Annotated in this window: 19 protein-coding genes; 9 read left to right on the top strand and 10 right to left on the bottom strand. The window is 59.4% G+C overall.

What is annotated here, in order from left to right; translation table 11 throughout:
• Positions 1–47: 47 nt before the first annotated feature.
• The 6 genes from ACR0J4_RS21315 to ACR0J4_RS21290 form a co-directional block, all read right to left on the bottom strand.
• Positions 48–515, bottom strand: a complete 468-nt coding sequence (locus ACR0J4_RS21315) for an Hsp20 family protein (protein WP_170484927.1) — start codon at positions 513–515, stop codon at positions 48–50.
• Between the two features lie 126 nt (positions 516–641).
• The gene (locus ACR0J4_RS21310; protein ID WP_170644040.1) at positions 642–1,457 is read right to left on the bottom strand and encodes a trypsin-like serine protease; all 816 of its coding nucleotides are present in this window, start codon (positions 1,455–1,457) and stop codon (positions 642–644) included.
• The gene (locus ACR0J4_RS21305; RefSeq protein ID WP_480668811.1) at positions 1,454–2,245 is read right to left on the bottom strand and encodes a trypsin-like serine peptidase; all 792 of its coding nucleotides are present in this window, start codon (positions 2,243–2,245) and stop codon (positions 1,454–1,456) included. Before ACR0J4_RS21305 ends, ACR0J4_RS21310 begins: the two co-directional genes overlap by 4 nt.
• Positions 2,246–2,364: 119 nt before the next feature.
• Positions 2,365–3,684, bottom strand: coding sequence for a glycolate oxidase subunit GlcF (glcF, locus tag ACR0J4_RS21300; protein WP_170747430.1), 1,320 nt, complete (start codon positions 3,682–3,684; stop codon positions 2,365–2,367).
• 4 nt (positions 3,685–3,688) lie between these two features.
• Positions 3,689–4,789 carry an FAD-binding protein gene (locus tag ACR0J4_RS21295; RefSeq protein ID WP_170644037.1) on the bottom strand — a complete coding sequence of 367 codons (1,101 nt, stop codon included), beginning with the start codon at positions 4,787–4,789 and terminating at the stop codon, positions 3,689–3,691.
• Between the two features lie 62 nt (positions 4,790–4,851).
• Complete coding sequence (locus ACR0J4_RS21290) at positions 4,852–6,291, bottom strand: FAD-linked oxidase C-terminal domain-containing protein (RefSeq protein ID WP_170459369.1); 1,440 nt, start codon at positions 6,289–6,291, stop codon at positions 4,852–4,854.
• A gap of 81 nt (positions 6,292–6,372) precedes the next feature.
• Here ACR0J4_RS21290 and ACR0J4_RS21285 point away from each other — a divergent pair, with 81 nt between their 5' ends.
• Both ACR0J4_RS21285 and ACR0J4_RS21280 read left to right on the top strand, forming a co-directional pair.
• Complete coding sequence (locus ACR0J4_RS21285) at positions 6,373–7,083, top strand: DUF599 domain-containing protein (RefSeq protein ID WP_170644035.1); 711 nt, start codon at positions 6,373–6,375, stop codon at positions 7,081–7,083.
• A 35-nt stretch (positions 7,084–7,118) separates the two neighbouring features.
• Positions 7,119–7,466: a hypothetical protein gene (locus tag ACR0J4_RS21280; protein WP_170644033.1), complete on the top strand. Its 348-nt coding sequence runs from the start codon at positions 7,119–7,121 to the stop codon at positions 7,464–7,466.
• Positions 7,467–7,469: 3 nt separating this feature from the next.
• On the opposite strand, the gene ACR0J4_RS21275 is transcribed toward ACR0J4_RS21280, so the two are convergent.
• From ACR0J4_RS21275 to rsfS, 3 genes are read right to left on the bottom strand one after another with little or no spacing between them, the layout of a single operon-like run.
• Positions 7,470–7,955 (bottom strand): NAD(P)H-dependent oxidoreductase, encoded by a 486-nt coding sequence (locus ACR0J4_RS21275; RefSeq protein WP_170644031.1) that lies wholly within the window; start codon positions 7,953–7,955, stop codon positions 7,470–7,472.
• Positions 7,956–7,967: 12 nt separating this feature from the next.
• Entirely contained in the window at positions 7,968–8,438 is a 471-nt protein-coding gene (rlmH, locus tag ACR0J4_RS21270) for a 23S rRNA (pseudouridine(1915)-N(3))-methyltransferase RlmH (RefSeq protein ID WP_170379769.1), read from the bottom strand.
• A gap of 44 nt (positions 8,439–8,482) precedes the next feature.
• Positions 8,483–8,842: a ribosome silencing factor gene (rsfS, locus tag ACR0J4_RS21265; RefSeq protein WP_170379770.1), complete on the bottom strand. Its 360-nt coding sequence runs from the start codon at positions 8,840–8,842 to the stop codon at positions 8,483–8,485.
• A gap of 230 nt (positions 8,843–9,072) precedes the next feature.
• On the opposite strand from rsfS, the gene ACR0J4_RS21260 reads away from it, so the two are divergent.
• The 6 genes from ACR0J4_RS21260 to ACR0J4_RS21235 all read left to right on the top strand — a co-directional run bounded on the left by ACR0J4_RS21260 (position 9,073) and on the right by ACR0J4_RS21235 (position 14,056).
• A complete protein-coding gene (locus ACR0J4_RS21260) occupies positions 9,073–9,180 on the top strand; it encodes an isopropylmalate isomerase (RefSeq protein ID WP_152611973.1) in 108 nt (35 codons plus the stop codon).
• 43 nt (positions 9,181–9,223) lie between these two features.
• Complete coding sequence (gene leuC / locus ACR0J4_RS21255) at positions 9,224–10,627, top strand: 3-isopropylmalate dehydratase large subunit (RefSeq protein WP_170644029.1); 1,404 nt, start codon at positions 9,224–9,226, stop codon at positions 10,625–10,627.
• A gap of 37 nt (positions 10,628–10,664) precedes the next feature.
• Positions 10,665–11,219, top strand: a complete 555-nt coding sequence (locus ACR0J4_RS21250; RefSeq protein WP_170379776.1) for an HdeD family acid-resistance protein — start codon at positions 10,665–10,667, stop codon at positions 11,217–11,219.
• 42 nt (positions 11,220–11,261) lie between these two features.
• Positions 11,262–11,867: a 3-isopropylmalate dehydratase small subunit gene (gene leuD / locus ACR0J4_RS21245; protein WP_170472726.1), complete on the top strand. Its 606-nt coding sequence runs from the start codon at positions 11,262–11,264 to the stop codon at positions 11,865–11,867.
• A 333-nt stretch (positions 11,868–12,200) separates the two neighbouring features.
• Positions 12,201–13,031, top strand: a complete 831-nt coding sequence (locus ACR0J4_RS21240) for a hypothetical protein (protein WP_170555195.1) — start codon at positions 12,201–12,203, stop codon at positions 13,029–13,031.
• Entirely contained in the window at positions 13,028–14,056 is a 1,029-nt protein-coding gene (locus ACR0J4_RS21235; protein ID WP_170644027.1) for an endonuclease/exonuclease/phosphatase family protein, read from the top strand. Before ACR0J4_RS21240 ends, ACR0J4_RS21235 begins: the two co-directional genes overlap by 4 nt.
• 5 nt (positions 14,057–14,061) lie before the next feature.
• Here the strand turns inward: ACR0J4_RS21235 and ACR0J4_RS21230 are convergent, their stop codons facing one another.
• Positions 14,062–14,589: a redoxin domain-containing protein gene (locus ACR0J4_RS21230; RefSeq protein ID WP_170555191.1), complete on the bottom strand. Its 528-nt coding sequence runs from the start codon at positions 14,587–14,589 to the stop codon at positions 14,062–14,064.
• Between the two features lie 91 nt (positions 14,590–14,680).
• Between ACR0J4_RS21230 and leuB the strand changes: the two genes are divergently transcribed.
• Positions 14,681–15,784, top strand: a complete 1,104-nt coding sequence (gene leuB, locus ACR0J4_RS21225) for a 3-isopropylmalate dehydrogenase (RefSeq protein ID WP_170379785.1) — start codon at positions 14,681–14,683, stop codon at positions 15,782–15,784.
• The last annotated feature ends 19 nt before the right edge of the window (positions 15,785–15,803 follow it).

The raw sequence follows: 15,803 nt of genomic DNA, 5'->3' as shown, positions 1-15,803 counted from the left end.
TTGCGGCGGTCAGGGAGGAGGAGACCGCCGCAGGTACTTAAGGCGTGTTAGTTCACGGCCTTGGCATCAACCACATCTTTTTCGATGGCCTTGCCCGAGGAAATCTGAATCCGGCGCGGTTTCAGCGCTTCGGGCACTTCGCGCTTGAGGTCGATGTTCAGCATGCCGTTTTCATGGCTGGCACCTGTCACGCGAACATGGTCGGCCAGGGCAAAGCGGCGCTCAAACGCACGGGTGGCGATACCGCGGTGCAGATAGCTGCGGTCCTTGTCCTCGGCGGCTTTCTTGCCTGCCACGATAAGTGCGTTTTCCTTCACTTCGACGGACAGGTCTTCTTCGGAAAAACCGGCGACAGCGACGGAAATCCGATAAGTGTCGGCGTCGGTTTTTTCGATGTTGTATGGGGGATAGCTGGGCTGTGCCACGTCGTTGGTCAGAACGCGGTCCATCATGTCGGCGATCTGGTCGAAACCAATGGTGGCGCGGTGCAGCGGTGCAAAATCAAAACTACGCATGTGTCGTTATCCTCATCCTAGAGCGATTTACGATGTTCAGCCCTCCAATCTGGACGGGCCTCGGGTGATACCGGACCCCGTTGTGGCGATCCGATACAAATCAAATGGGTAACGATTTACGTAAGTTCAACCCCCGCCCGAGCTGATGAATTTCGCGCCCGATCCGGACTTGCCCGAACCCACCTGCAATCGGCGGATCTTAGCTTCGGGCCGGGGTGCATCCCGCCGCATGATCGCCTTGAGTTCGGCGACGACCGGAGACAGTTCCATCCCAAAGCCGATCTTGCGGCCCCTACTCTCGCCAATTGCGGAGACAACCGAAAGAATCTGCCAGCGCGACCCGTTTTTGGTGAGAACGGCCGACCCCGATGAGCCAAAGGTGACATCACAATCAAAGGTGATCAGCCCGTCTCGCCGATCCAGGATTCGACAGGATTTTTCGCGCGTTATGGCCTCGGACCGACCTCGACCGTAAGAAGCGACACTGAGTTCCGAGCCGATGACGGGCCCCTGATACAAGACAAACGGATCAGCAATCGAATAGGGGATCGGCTCATCCAGCCTCATAAGCGCCACATCCTCGCGGACGCCTTGAGACGACAGAGGGTCATTGGTCCCATAACTTGGAAGCGTGGCAATCTGCACCACCTTGCGCTCGGCTAGGGCGACGCCATTGCTCAGTCCAGCGCGGAATGTCACCTCGCCAGGCTCATAGGCCTGTCCGGTGCGTTTGTCCAAGGCACAATGGGCGGCTGTCAGCACCATGTCCTGCGCAATCAGCGTTCCTGTACAGAAGGACCGTTCGCCAACATCCAGCCGGCCGATCGCCTCCCACCCGTAAAGGTCATCGCGATCCGTCAGCGTGCGTTTATTGCTCTGGGCCTGCGCCGCCGTGGCCACCAAAGAGGCGCACAGGACGAAAAGGGCAAAGGCATTCCTCATGGCCGGATAAACCTTGCCCCAACATTCTTGCCAGACCCGGTGCTGCCCGAAGACGGTCCAAACCCATTGCCACTGGACAACTCCGCCTGCAGCAGCTGTAGCGATCCATCCAGCGCGGTACCCAGCGACACGTTTTCCCCATTAAGCTCGGCTTTGGCCGACACCACAGATACGATACGCGGACGCTCACCGCTCAGCGAGAAAATCGGCGCGCCGGAGGCCCCGAAATCGACATCGCAGGACATTACCAAAACGCCCCGATGCCCGGCCATGACCGAGCAAACCTGCTGCAGCGACGGGGCCTCGGCCCGGTCATGCGCATAAGACACCACACCCACCTGCTCGCCTTGATCAGGGCGTGCGCCGGTCTCAAAAGGAATAACGGTGGTGTTTCGAACCGGCTGCCATAGTTCGATCAACGCCAGATCATAGCGGACACGGTCGCTGGTCGCCCTGCCATTATAGACATATTTCGGATGAATCACCGCCTGCCGTGCCGGACGATAGGCCGAGGCGCTCCCGCGTCGCCAACCCGCCAGAAACTCGATCCGCGATGGGTCGATTCGCTTCTTGGTGTGTTTTTCGAACAGGCAATGCGCGGCTGTCAGCACCAGCGTGGGCGAGATCAGCGCGCCAGTACAAAACCCGGTACCATCAATATCCAGCCGCCCAACAGCCATCCATTGCCGCCCGGAATCAGACGTCTCAAGGCTTTTCAGCCCGGTATCCTGTGCCGAGGCGGCCATTGGCAGCACACTCAGCATGATGGCCTTGATCCAGTTGCGCACGCGGTTCTCCGGCTATCCGTTCCGATCAACTGTTCTACGGGTCGCGTGGGGCGAAAATAGGGCAGGTCGGCTTGGCGGAAATTTCCTGTTCAACTGATGCCAAGGCGCATCATCGCTGCCTAGCGCAGAATAGGCACCTCGGAGGTCGCCCCACCCGCCCGCAAACCGCGCGGCTCGGGACCTCCGGTGGCCCAATCCAGTAGCTCGACCGTATGGACGATCGGCAGCTTGGTTCCCGATCCGATCTGCATCATGCAGCCGATGTTTCCCGCCGCAATCAGGTCGGGCTTTTTCGCCTCAATTGTTCGCACCTTGCGCTGCTTCAGTTGGCCCGAGATTTCGGGCTGCATCAGGTTATACGTGCCCGCACTACCGCAACACAGATGGCTGTCAGCGGGTTCAACAACTTTGAAACCAGCGCGTTTCAGCAGGTCCTTCGGGTAGGTCTTGATCTGCTGACCATGTTGCAAGGAACAAGCCGCATGATAGGCCACGGTCAGCCCCTGATCCGACTGCCCGGGCAGGTCCAATTGCATCAGGACCTCACTGATATCCATCGCAAGGGCCGACACCCGTGCCGCGTCCTGCGCCAGAGGGTCATTTCGGAACATGTGCCCGTAGTCCTTGACCGTCGTTCCACAGCCCGAAGTGTTGATGACGATGGCGTCCAGCCCATCCCCATCCATCTCGCGAACCCATGCACGGATATTGCCTGCCGCCGCCGCGTGGCTCTGCTTGCTTTTGCCCATGTGATGGGTCAGTGCACCACAACATGCGGCCCCTTCGGCCACCACCACCTCGCATCCCAACCGGGTCAGCAGCCGGATCGTGGCGTCGTTGATATCGGTGTTCAGAGCCTTTTGCGCACAGCCCGTCATCAAAGCCACACGCTTTTTGCGCGGTGTTTTGGGCGCAAAGCTCTGCGGGTCGTCATTGCGACTGACCGGAGGGATATGTTTCGGCGCCATATCCAGCATCGCCCGCAAACGCGCATCAGGCATCAGAAACCGGAACGGACGCCCCAGTTTGGCCCCGATCAAGGCCCAGCGAAACCGCATCGGATAGGGCAATATCTGCGCCAGAACCCAGCGCAGCATACGATCAGACAATGGGCGCTTATAGTTGTTCTCAATATACTCGCGCGCGTGATCGACCAGATGCATGTAATGCACACCGGACGGGCAGGTCGTCATGCAGGCCAGACAGGACAGGCAACGGTCGATATGTTTGACCATCTTCTCGTCCGGTACACGCTCATTCTCAAGCATATCTTTGATCAGGTAGATACGGCCGCGAGGGCTGTCCAACTCATCGCCCAGCACCTGATAGGTGGGGCACGTGGCGGTGCAAAACCCGCAGTGGACGCAACTGCGCAGGATCTCGTTCGAGCGCTGGATCGCCGGGTCCTGCAGTTGTTCTTCGGTGAAAGTCGTCTGCATCGGCCTACCCCATCAATCCCGGATTAAACAGGGCATGCGGATCGAACCGCTGCCGCAAACCTTGGCTCAGGGCTGCAACCGGTGCGGGCTCCGGTTGGAACCGGCCCAGCGCCTCAACGGTCTCGACCTTCGCCCGCACAATAGAGGCGTGGCCATGAAAACCGCCAAGACGCGCGCGGACATCGGTGCCCTCATCCACCAACGCCCAGATCAAACCGCCGCCCCAATCGAGCAGGAGTTTATTCGCCTCAAGCCGCGCAGTGATTTCCGGCGCCTCGCTGGGCTTGACCGAGATACGCCAGACATCGCCCTCTTTGCCCGCGAACGGGGTCACGTCCCGGATCGCGCGCCAAGTGGCATCTGAGTTCTCAACAACGGCGACCTCGCCGAACCCGGACAGCACGTCCTGCAATCGTCCGATGCGATACGCAACCGAGTCCGCAAACCCCTCAATCCGCAGCAATGCCTGACCTGTTTCGGGGGCAAAGGCAGCTCCGCTCACCTCATAAGGCGACCTCAACGCGGCAGACAGAACCTCAACCGCGCCCGTGGCATGGGCAACCGGCACACCCAAGGTCACGACCGCTTCGGGGCTCGGCAACACTTTCAACGACACTTCGGTCAGCACCCCGAGCGTCCCCCAGGAGCCCGCCATCAGCTTGACCAGATCATAGCCGGTGACATTCTTCATCACCCGCCCGCCATTCTTGACGACCTGCCCTTGCCCGTCGACATAGCGCACGCCCAGCAGAAAATCCCGACACGCCCCGGCCTGCACCCGCCGTGGCCCCGAGATATTGGCGGCAACAACCCCGCCAATCGTCGGCTCACCCGAGGTGCCCAACAGCACGCGGTAGTCCACAGGCTCGAACGCCAGTTGCTGACCTTCGGCCTCCAGCGCGGCGTCAATCTCAGCCACCGGGGTTCCTGCCTGCGCAACCAAAGTCAGCGCGCCGGGTTCATAGAGCGATATCCCACGCAATCCATCTACATTCAAAACCGCCCCCGGGCCATCCACCCCGCGCGTCCCGCCACCTGCAATACGCACCGGCCCCTGCAACCCGGCCACGATCTCGGCCAGTTCCAATTCTGTCTCAGGTCTCATGACACTTCTTCTGTTCCAAAATACCTCGGGGGAGTCGCGCCTGCGCGACGGGGGAGAGCCCCCTATTCCGCAGCCATCCGGCGCGCCTGCGACACGTCCAACGGAAACACCTTGGCCGGGTTCAACAGCCACTGCGGGTCAAACACATCCTTCACCGCCATCTGCGCTTCAAGATCGGCCGCGCTATATTGATGCGACATCAGATCCCGCTTTTCGATGCCCACCCCATGCTCTCCGGTCAGGCAACCGCCCACATCGACGCAAAGCTTCAGGATATCGGCACCAAACGCCTCGCATTTTTCCAGATCACCGGGCTTATTGGCATCAAACAGGATCAGCGGGTGCATATTGCCGTCGCCTGCGTGGAAAACATTGCCGACAGGCAGGCCATAGTCCTCGCTCAACTCTCCGATACGACGCAGAACCTGTGGCAGCGCCGAGACCGGGATCGTGCCATCCAAGCACATGTAATCATTCATCTGCCCCATCGCGCCAAAGGCCGATTTCCGACCCAGCCAGATCTTTGCGCTTTCTTCCGCCGACTGGCTTTCGCGCAGTTCCACCGGGTTGTGGCGCTTGGCGATCTCGACGATTTTCGACAGCTGATAGTCGATCTCGGCATCCGAGCCTTCGACCTCGACAATCAGTAGTGCGTGGCAATCGGGGTAGCCGGCATGGGCGAAGTTCTCACACGCCTTGATGCAGAGCGTATCCATGAACTCGATCGCAACCGGCAAGATACCCGACTTGATGATGTCCGAGACGCATTGACCGGCGACCTCATTGTCATCGAACCCCATCAGAACCGGCCGTGCGCCTTCTGGTTTGCGCAGGATGCGCAGCGTCGCCTCGGTCACGACGCCAAGCTGCCCTTCCGAGCCGCAGATCACGCCCAATAGATCCAGCCCGCCGGAGTCCAGATGTGCGCCGCCGATCTCGACCACGCTGCCATCCATCATCACCATGGTCACGCCCAACAGGTTGTTGGTTGTCACTCCGTATTTCAGACAATGCGCTCCGCCCGAATTCATCGCGATGTTCCCCGCAATTGCGCAAGCCAACTGGGAGGATGGGTCGGGCGCGTAGAAGAAATCCTCCTCTTCTACTGCGCCGGTCACGCTGAGATTGGTGCGGCCGGTCTGAACGCGGATGAAACGGTTGTCATAGTCGGTCTCCAGCACGTCATTCATGCGCGCCACGCCAAGGATTACACAATCCGCCGTCGGCAGCGCCCCGCCTGCAAGCGAAGTCCCCGAACCGCGCGGGACCACCGGCACGCCTTCGTCATGGCAAATGCGCAGCACGTCCGAGACCTCCTGCGTGGTCGAAGGCAGCACCGCCAGCATGGGTGGGCAACGATACGCGGTCAGCGCGTCACACTCATAGGCCCGCGTTTCCGACGGGTCGTGAATCACTGCGTCCTCAGGCAAAACCTGCAGCAATCGCGCCAGAACGGCCTGCTTTCGGGCAAGCACATCAGGATTTGGCTGGGGCATTTCCATCGCTGATCCTCCAATTTGGTAAAATAATATTACCAATTTCTCCGTCTGGCAAGTTTTATGATCTGACCCTACTGTCGCGCCATGACCTGGATTGATCGCGCGCTTATGTTTTCGACGCTGGACTATGCGGCCGTTTTGCTTTTGCTGGTGGCCTGGCAAGGGATCGGCTGGAAGATCGAACACCCTTCGCCGGGCAAACTGTCTGTTGCGATGATGATGGACGATTTCCGCCGCGGCTGGATGCACGAGATGGTCACCCGCCAGCCCCGCATGTTCGACGCACAGGTTGTTGCAGCCATGCGGCAGGGCAGCACCTTTTTCGCCTCAACCACGATGATCGCAATTGGCGGTGGGCTGGCCTTGTTGGGTAATACCGAGCAACTGGCAGGCGTTGCCAGCGATCTGGCCATCGGCAGCGCCCCTGCATTGGTGTGGGAGATTAAGATCCTCGTCGTAATCCTGTTTCTGGCAAACGCGTTTCTAAAATACGTCTGGGCGCACCGCTTGTTCGGCTACTGCGCCGTTCTGATGGCGGCCGTGCCGAATGAACCCGATGACCCGGAAGCCTACCCGCGCGCTAGGCAAGCCGCCGAGATCTGTGTGACCGCCGCCCGCAGCTTCAACCGCGCGCTCAGGGCCACCTACTTCGCGCTTGCCTCGCTTGCGTGGTTTCTAGGCCCCATCGCGTTGATCATTGGCACCGTGATCACATTCGGTGTTCTCTACCGGCGTGAGTTCGCATCACATTCGAGAACGGTGCTTCTGACCTTGCCCCCTGACACCAAGACGTGATCCCTATTTCGCAACCAATTCCTTAGGATCTGCCCATGCGCTATCTGATTCTGACTGCTTTCTTTGCCACACCCGTTCTTGCCGATCCTCCGACCATCGAGAGCGTCTCGGCCAGCCGCAGCGGAGATACGTGGCGTTTTGATGTGACGATCCGGCATCCGGATACCGGATGGGATGACTACGCCGATGGTTGGCGCGTGCTGGACATGGACGGGGCCGAGCTTGGTATGCGCGTATTGCATCACCCGCATGTGGACGAACAGCCCTTCACCCGCTCACTGAGCGGCGTCTCGATTCCCGAAGACACCACGCAGGTGCAAATTCAGGCTCGCGACAACGTCGGCGGTTGGAGCGAAGACACCACGATCATCGACCTGAACTAAGGATCAGAACACCCCGAGGCTCAGCCCCGCCGCCATAGCCGCGCCGATCTCGCGGCACTGATCCAGTTGGTCTTCGGGGATTGTCTTCTCGGCCAGTATCGCCTCAGGCGATTGAGCATAAGTGCAGATGATCAAAGGCGGCTGCACTTCTTTCAACCGCCAGCCGGTGGCGATGCGGGCGGTTTGACGGGCGGCGTTCTCTCCGTCAGACCCGGCACACACCATCTGAGCGTAGGGGCGACCTTCGACCCGGCCCAGAACGGGATAGTAGCAGCGATCAAAGAACTCTTTCATCAGGCCCGAAATCGCGGCGAGGTTTTCGGGGGCGCAGAAAATGTAACCGTCGGAGGCCAGCAGGTCTTCGGGCCCGGCCTGATCTGCGGTTTTCAGGACGATATCTGCCTCATCCCTACCGGCCTCGGCCGCTGCTTCGGCCATTTGCCGAGCACCGCCGGTGCGCGAATGATAGACAATCAGAAGCTGCGCCATGTCAGACCCGTTTCAGACCCGGTGATAGGGGCCGCCCGACAAGATGGTTGCGGCCCGGTAGAGTTGCTCGGCCAACATCACACGGACCAGCATATGGGGCCAGACCATGGACCCGAATGAGATGGAAAAATCCGCCTCAGCGCGCAGTGAAGGGTCAATTCCATCTGCTCCACCGATGATCAGCGCCAGATCCTGCCGCCCGGCGTCGCGCCAATTCCCCAGCTTTTGGGCAAAATCCGGTGAAGACATCAGCCGTCCGCGCTCATCCAGCGTACAAATCACAGCGCCTTTGGGCAGTGCCTTGCGCAGCAGACCGGCCTCGGCGCCCATGCCTGCGTTTTTCTTGTCTTCAACCTCGATCACCCGCGCAGGACCAAGGCCCAGGCCACGGCCAGTGCGGTCGAAACGGGTCAGGTAATCGTCAAGCAGGGTTTTCTCGGGTCCGGCGCGCAATCGCCCGACCGCAACTATGCTGATACGCATATCTCTCTCGCCTCCGGCCCTTCAATAAAGGCCGGGATGGCGCCTCAGTTGGCTGAGGCGCTGCCGCCCGCAGGCTGCCACATCTTTTCCAGCTGGTAGAATTCACGCACTTCGGGGCGGAAGATATGGACGATTACGTCGCCCGTATCGATCAACACCCAGTCACCAGCATCCTTGCCTTCGACCTTCGAGGTGAAACCGAATTCCTGCTTGATGCGATCCGTCAGCTTTTCCGCCATGGCTGCGACCTGACGGGTCGACCGACCCGAGGCAATCACCATGTGATCCGCAACAGAAGACTTACCTTGCAGGTTGATCTGCACGACGTCTTCGGCCTTGTCGTCGGAAAGTGAGGAAAGGATACGCTCAAGCAGCTTGTCGCTGATTGACTGAGAGTGGGCCATTACACTGGCCCCGTCATCGGCGGGCAAACCCGCCTGGGTATGTAGAGACAGGACATAGTCCTCCTTTGCTGCGCGCCGTAAAACCCGGCGCAGGGTAACTTCAAGGTAGCAAGCGACCCATGACATTTCAATGAAGCACGCCTGATGCCTCGCATGAATGTGCCCTGATGGCATCTGGGGGCCTTACAAGACCTTGATAGACTCGGCCAGTGTCTATATCTGACCGGAATATGAGACTCAATGTAGCCCAACTTCAGAATCTGGAAGACCGCGCGCGGTTGCGCGAACGGTTCTATGGGGCTGCCCGCACGGTTCTGGCCCGCCTATCGGCGGCCTAAGCCACCTCGCCAGCTATTTCTCATTACATACGGGAGAGGACCGATGTCCCCCAAAACACTCTATGACAAGATCTGGGATGCCCATGTCGCGCATGAAGCCGATGATGGTACCTGCCTTCTTTATATCGACCGCCACCTGGTTCACGAAGTGACCAGCCCGCAGGCGTTCGAAGGCCTGCGCATGGCCGGCCGTAAGGTACGCGCACCGGAAAAGACGATTGCCGTGCCGGACCACAACGTTCCGACCACACCGGACCGCGTTAACGGGATCGAAAACCCCGAATCGCGCATTCAGGTCGAGGCGCTGGACAAGAACGCCAAGGATTTCGGCATTCACTACTATCCTGTGCATGACGTCCGCCAGGGCATCGTCCACATCGTCGGCCCTGAGCAAGGCTGGACCCTGCCCGGCATGACCGTTGTTTGCGGCGACAGCCACACCGCCACCCACGGCGCGTTTGGCGCCCTCGCCCACGGCATTGGTACGTCCGAGGTTGAGCACGTTCTGGCCACTCAGACCCTGATCCAGAAGAAGTCCAAGAACATGAAGGTCGAGATCACCGGCAAATTACAGCCGGGCGTGACCGCCAAGGACATCACCCTGGCCGTTATCGGTGAGACCGGCACGGCGGGCGGCACCGGCTATGTCATCGAATATTGCGGTGAAGCAATCCGCGATCTGTCTATGGAAGGTCGCATGACCGTCTGCAACATGGCGATCGAAGGTGGCGCGCGTGCCGGTCTGATCGCGCCGGACGAAACCACGTTTGAATATGTCAAAGGTCGCCCGCATGCTCCGAAAGGCGCTCAGTGGGAAGCGGCGCTGGACTGGTGGAAAACGCTCTACACCGACGAAGGCGCGCATTTTGACAAGGTCATCACGCTACGTGGTGAAGATATTGCGCCGGTCGTCACATGGGGCACTAGCCCCGAAGACGTTCTGCCGATCACAGCATCCGTCCCGCACCCTGAGGACTTTGAAGGCGGCAAAGTCGACGCGGCCCGCCGTTCGATCGAATATATGGGTCTGGAAGCCGGTCAGAAGCTGAGCGATGTCGAAGTCGACACCGTCTTTATCGGGTCCTGCACTAACGGTCGTATCGAAGATCTGCGCGCCGCCGCGGAAATTCTGAAGGGCAAGAAAATCAAGGACGGTATGCGCGCCATGGTCGTCCCGGGTTCGGGTCTTGTCCGCGCCCAGGCCGAAGAAGAAGGCCTTGCCGAGATTTTCAAAGAGGCCGGTTTCGAATGGCGTCTGGCGGGATGCTCGATGTGTCTGGCGATGAATCCCGACCAGCTGCAACCGGGCGAGCGTTGTGCCGCGACTTCGAACCGCAATTTCGAAGGTCGTCAGGGGCGTGGTGGGCGGACTCACCTGCTGAGCCCGGCAATGGCTGCCGCTGCGGCAATCACAGGACGGCTGACAGACGTCCGTGAATTGATGTAAGGTCCCCTCATATCTAGATATTTGAGGGATTGAACAAATGAGTGACTGGATCAAATGGCTCCTGCTGGGGCTCCTATCCATAGCGTTCGGTATCTTTGTGCTGGGCGCACCTGTCGTGGCATCTGTCGCCGTGACGGTGGTAACCGGCGTGTTGCTGCTGATCTCGGGTGTGCTGCAGGTTGTTGGCGGCTTCACGGTTGAAGGCGTTGGCAACAAAATCCTGTCACTCATCATGGGTGCGGTCATGCTGTTTCTGGGCTGGTCCTTTCTGGATCACCCGTTGCAGGGCACGCTGACGCTGGCGACTGTGATGCTGATCCTGTTCATGGCAGGCGGCATCGCGCGGATCATTCTGTCGTTCCAGATGAAGGGAACGCAGTTTTTCTGGCCCACGATGATCTCGGGCATCTTGTCGATCGTCCTCGCAGGCATCATCTGGAGCTATGTCGGGCAGCAACCGCAGGCCCTGCTGAGCATTCTGGGGATCTTCCTGGGCATCGAGATGCTGTTTAACGGGTTCGGATTGGTCTTCATGGCGTTCTTCGTCAAGAACGCACCCAAAGACGAAACAACTGAAGCGAAAGAAGCTTAAACGCGAGGCACGGGCGCGGCCCTACCCCGCAGGAGTGTAGACATGGAAAAGTTTGACAAAGTCCACGGGGTGGCCGCCCCAATGCCGCTGATCAATATCGACACCGATATGATCATCCCCAAAGTTCACCTGAAGACCATCAAACGGTCCGGCCTTGGCGTCGTTCTGTTTGACGAGATGCGCTATCACGACGACGGGCAGGAGAATGAAGAATTCGTTCTGAACAAACCCGCCTATCGCGAGGCCGAGATTCTGGTGGCCGGAGACAATTTTGGCTGCGGATCGTCGCGGGAACACGCACCTTGGGCGATCAAGGATTTCGGCATCAAGGTCGTGATCTCGACCAGCTTCGCCGACATCTTCTTCAACAACTGTTTCAAGAACGGCATCCTGCCCATCGTGGTCGAAGAAGAGCATCACGCGGTTCTGATGGACGACGCGCATAAGGGTGAAAACGCCCGCATGACCGTGCATTTGGAAGATCAGAAGATTACCACTTCGGACGGTGTTGAGATCACCTTCGACATCGACCCGCACCGCAAGCACTGCCTGCTGAACGGTCTGGACGATATCGGCCTGACGATGGAAAAAGACCATCACATCGACAAGTTCGAGGATCACGCCGGTCAGGCCCGTCCCTGGGTGTGATTCTGGGGACGAATCTGTTGATACTCAACCTAACGGAGTCGCCAAGGCGGCTCCGTTCGCATTCTTGGGGTTGAAAATCCGAGAACCACAACATGTAGGTCTCAAATTGAGATACACGTCGGATTTGCGTCGAAATTGATGCAATCCCGCACCAGTTGCGCCATCATTTTGCCCGAAATCACGTGTTATCTGCACCCTGGCTTGAGCGAATTACCGCTTATCGTCCATGTTGGGCCGAAAGAGGTATCCGTCATAAAACGCAGGCGACGGGCGCAAGTTGGAATGAAGCCGACATAGAATTGGCTGGTTCCGGTTTGAAAAAGGGTTCGGATAGTGATTGCACGCACGACAGGGGCGGCGATACGTGGGATTTTGGTCGCCGTTATGGTGTTAACCCCCGCGTTGTACCTGCCAGTTTCATCTACGAACGGGACCGAGGTCATTGTCTTCCTCGCGATCCTCGCGTTCATCCTGACCTTTGCCGAATATAACTCGGCCTTCCCCAGCTTTATCGAATTCCGTGATGCGCCGCCGGTGAACCGTTTGCGCTTCGTTGGCCTGATGTCGATGGTCACGTTCCTGACGCTGATCTGCAAAAACGCCTATGCGCCGACTGAAATGACCCGCTTTTCCTACGCGATGGGCTTGTCCGTCGCGAATGTAGTCGATTTTCCCTATTCGCCGGTTCGGTTGATCGTTTTGATGCTGCCCGCAGATGCTGCCCAGCCGCTGGTTGAGCTTGTGCGTGTCGCTGCCAGCATCGCCTACATGGCCGCATTGGTGACCATCGCAAGCTTCGCCTATGCTGTGAAACTGCGCGGCTGGCCGACTGGAAACGGGGCGTTCAATGTGTGGACAAACCTGCCTCTGTTCGACCCGACCAAAGGCGGTGACGTGGTAACACGCCTGCAGCGCGATGGGCGCCTGAACATCTGCATTGGCATCCTGTTGCCCTTCCTGATCCCGGCAGTGATGAAACTGCTGACAAATATCTTGCTCCCGATCTCGCTGAGCAACCCTCAGACCCTGATCTGGACCATGTGCGCCTGGGCATTTTTGCCCGCAAGCATGATCATGCGCGGCATGGCAACCCTTCGGATTGCCGGGCTGATCGTTGAGAAACGCCGCGCATATTCCACGACCGAGTCCACTCAGACCGCATGATCCGTTCCCTGATCCTGCTGATGCTGCCTCTGGCAGCACAGGCAGAGACCGTGCGCGTTGCCACCTATAACACCGAACTCAGCCGTAAAGGCCCCGGACTGCTGCTGCGCGATATTCAGCGCGATGACGAACAGGTTCAGGCCGTCGTCGACGTCTTGGTGACCGTCCAGCCTGACATTCTGGCGTTGCAGGGGATCGACTGGGATATGGATGGTCGGGCGTTGACCGCTTTGGCTGATGCGCTGCGCGCAGCGGGGCTGGATTTTCCACATCATTTTGCCGTCCAGCCCAATACAGGGATAGATAGCGGTCTGGATCTGGACGGAGACGGACGCACCCAAGGACCGGGCGACTCACAGGGCTGGGGCTTGTTCACGGGTCATGGTGGGCTGGCCGTTCTGTCCCGCTACGAGATCGCACAGGACGAGGCACAGGATTTCGCGTCCCTGTTGTGGTCAGAACTTCCGGAGGCTGAACTGCCGGTCGTGAATGGCGCGCCCCACCCCTCAGCACAGGCGCAGGCGGCGCAGAGGCTGTCCTCCACTGGGCATTGGGTGGTTCCCGTCACCACGCCTTTTGGTCATCTGAATCTGATGACCTTTCACGCCACACCGCCGGTCTTCGACGGACCGGAGGACCGCAACGGCCTGCGCAATCGCGATGAGATCCGGTTCTGGTCCCTGCTGCTGGACGGTCGGCTTGGCCCCGTTCCGGATGGCTCTTTTGTCATCGCAGGCGACGCAAATCTGGACGCAAGCAAGAGCGACGGGCGCACCGAGACCATCGCCGCGCTTCTCTCGGACCCCCGCCTGCAAGACCCCCAGCCCAAGACCGCAGAGGGCGACGCCGCAACAGTTAACTGGAAGGCCGTCGGAGAGCTGAGGGTGGACTATGTCCTGCCCTCAGCAGACCTGCAGGTTGTTAACTCGGGCGTATTCTGGCCCAACCCTGAGGACCCGATGCGCGAGACCGCGCAGCGCGCCAGCCGTCACCGGGTGGTGTGGGTCGATGTCGCGTTGCCATAAAAGGCCTAGAGCGGGCCGGTATAGGTACCACGCGCAGGATAGTTGTTTCCGAGGGTGAATTTCAGACCACCAACAATGTCCGCCATGGCCGGACGTCCAAATGGCGTTGTCTGCTGCCACGCGTAATACAGCGTCCGGTCCGTAGCGATGTAAAAATGCCCCGGCTCGGCAAAGAAAGCGGGCTCGGCACTGCCTTCACGCGCGGTTGAGATGTTCAGGCCCCAATCCTCACGCGCGGCGGCCAGAGGTAGGCTGTGCCCTACACGCAGGCGCGATACACCGGCCTTTTCAGCGGCCTCGGCCGCGCGGTCGGCGGTATCTGTGGTGATCATGATGACCTCGACGCCCAGCGCGGCAAAATCATCCAGCGCCGCTTCGACCTCGGTCATCTGCTTGATACAGATCGGGCAATGCAGGCCGCGATACTGGATCACCAGCGTTCCGTTTTCGCCTTTGTCGGCCTCAAGATCGAACACCCCACGCCCGACTGTTTCAATTTTTAGCCCTGGGACGGGATTTCCCGGTATCAACATGTATTTTCCTCGTGATTCATCCGGATCGTCTCATTGACCCGGTGCGGCGCAGACGCTAGGCCCTTTGCGACAAAACGCAAGGAGACTGTCGATGTCCAACCCCTCGCTCCTCATCCTGCCCGGAGACGGAATTGGCCCGGAAGTTATGGCCGAAGTGCGCAGAATCATCTCATGGTTCGACACCAATCGCGGCCTTCACTTTGACGTGAGCGAGGATCTGGTCGGCGGCGCGGCTTATGACGCCCATGGCAAACCCCTGTCGGATGAGACCATGGCCAAAGCCCAAGAGGTAGACGCGGTTCTGCTGGGTGCTGTTGGCGGCCCGAAATACGATGATCTGGACTTCAGCCTGAAGCCCGAACGCGGGCTACTACGCCTGCGCAAGGAAATGGATCTCTATTCCAATCTGCGTCCGGCGCAGTGCTTTGACGCGCTGGCAGATTTCTCGTCGCTGAAAACCGATGTTGTCGCCGGTCTGGATATCATGATTGTGCGCGAGCTGACCTCGGGCATCTATTTCGGCGAGCCGCGCGGCATCTTCGAAGAAGGCAATGAGCGTGTGGGCGTCAACACCCAGCGCTATACCGAATCTGAGATCGAACGCGCTGCGCGCTCGGCCTTTGAACTGGCGATGCGCCGGAACAAGAAGCTGTGCTCGATGGAAAAAGCCAATGTTATGGAATCGGGCATTCTGTGGCGCGAAGTGGTGAACGAGGTCGCCAAGGATTACCCCGAGGTCGAAGTCACCCACATGTACGCCGACAACGGCGCGATGCAGCTGGTGCGCGCGCCCAAACAGTTCGACGTGATCGTGACCGACAATCTGTTCGGCGACATCCTGTCGGACTGCGCTGCAATGCTGACCGGCTCGCTGGGCATGCTGCCTTCGGCGTCCTTGGGTGCCCCGATGGAGAATGGCCGTCCCAAGGCGATGTATGAGCCGGTCCACGGTTCGGCCCCGGATATCGCGGGCGAAGGCAAAGCGAATCCAATCGCCTGTATACTCAGCTTCGCCATGGCGCTGCGCTACAGCTTTGATCAGGGGGCCGAGGCCGACCGTCTTGAAGCCGCGATCGAGAAAGTGCTGGCCGACGGTGTTCGCACCGCGGACCTTTTGGCCGATGAAGGTGTGACCCCGGTTTCGACCTCGGAAATGGGCGATGCGATTCTGGCCGCGCTGGACGCCAGCGTCTGATCCTCTATCCGTTTGAATT

This window comes from Ruegeria sp. B10, assembly GCF_056539825.1.
Note: the sequence above shows the minus strand (reverse complement) of the source record. Positions and strands in the feature narration are given on the sequence as shown.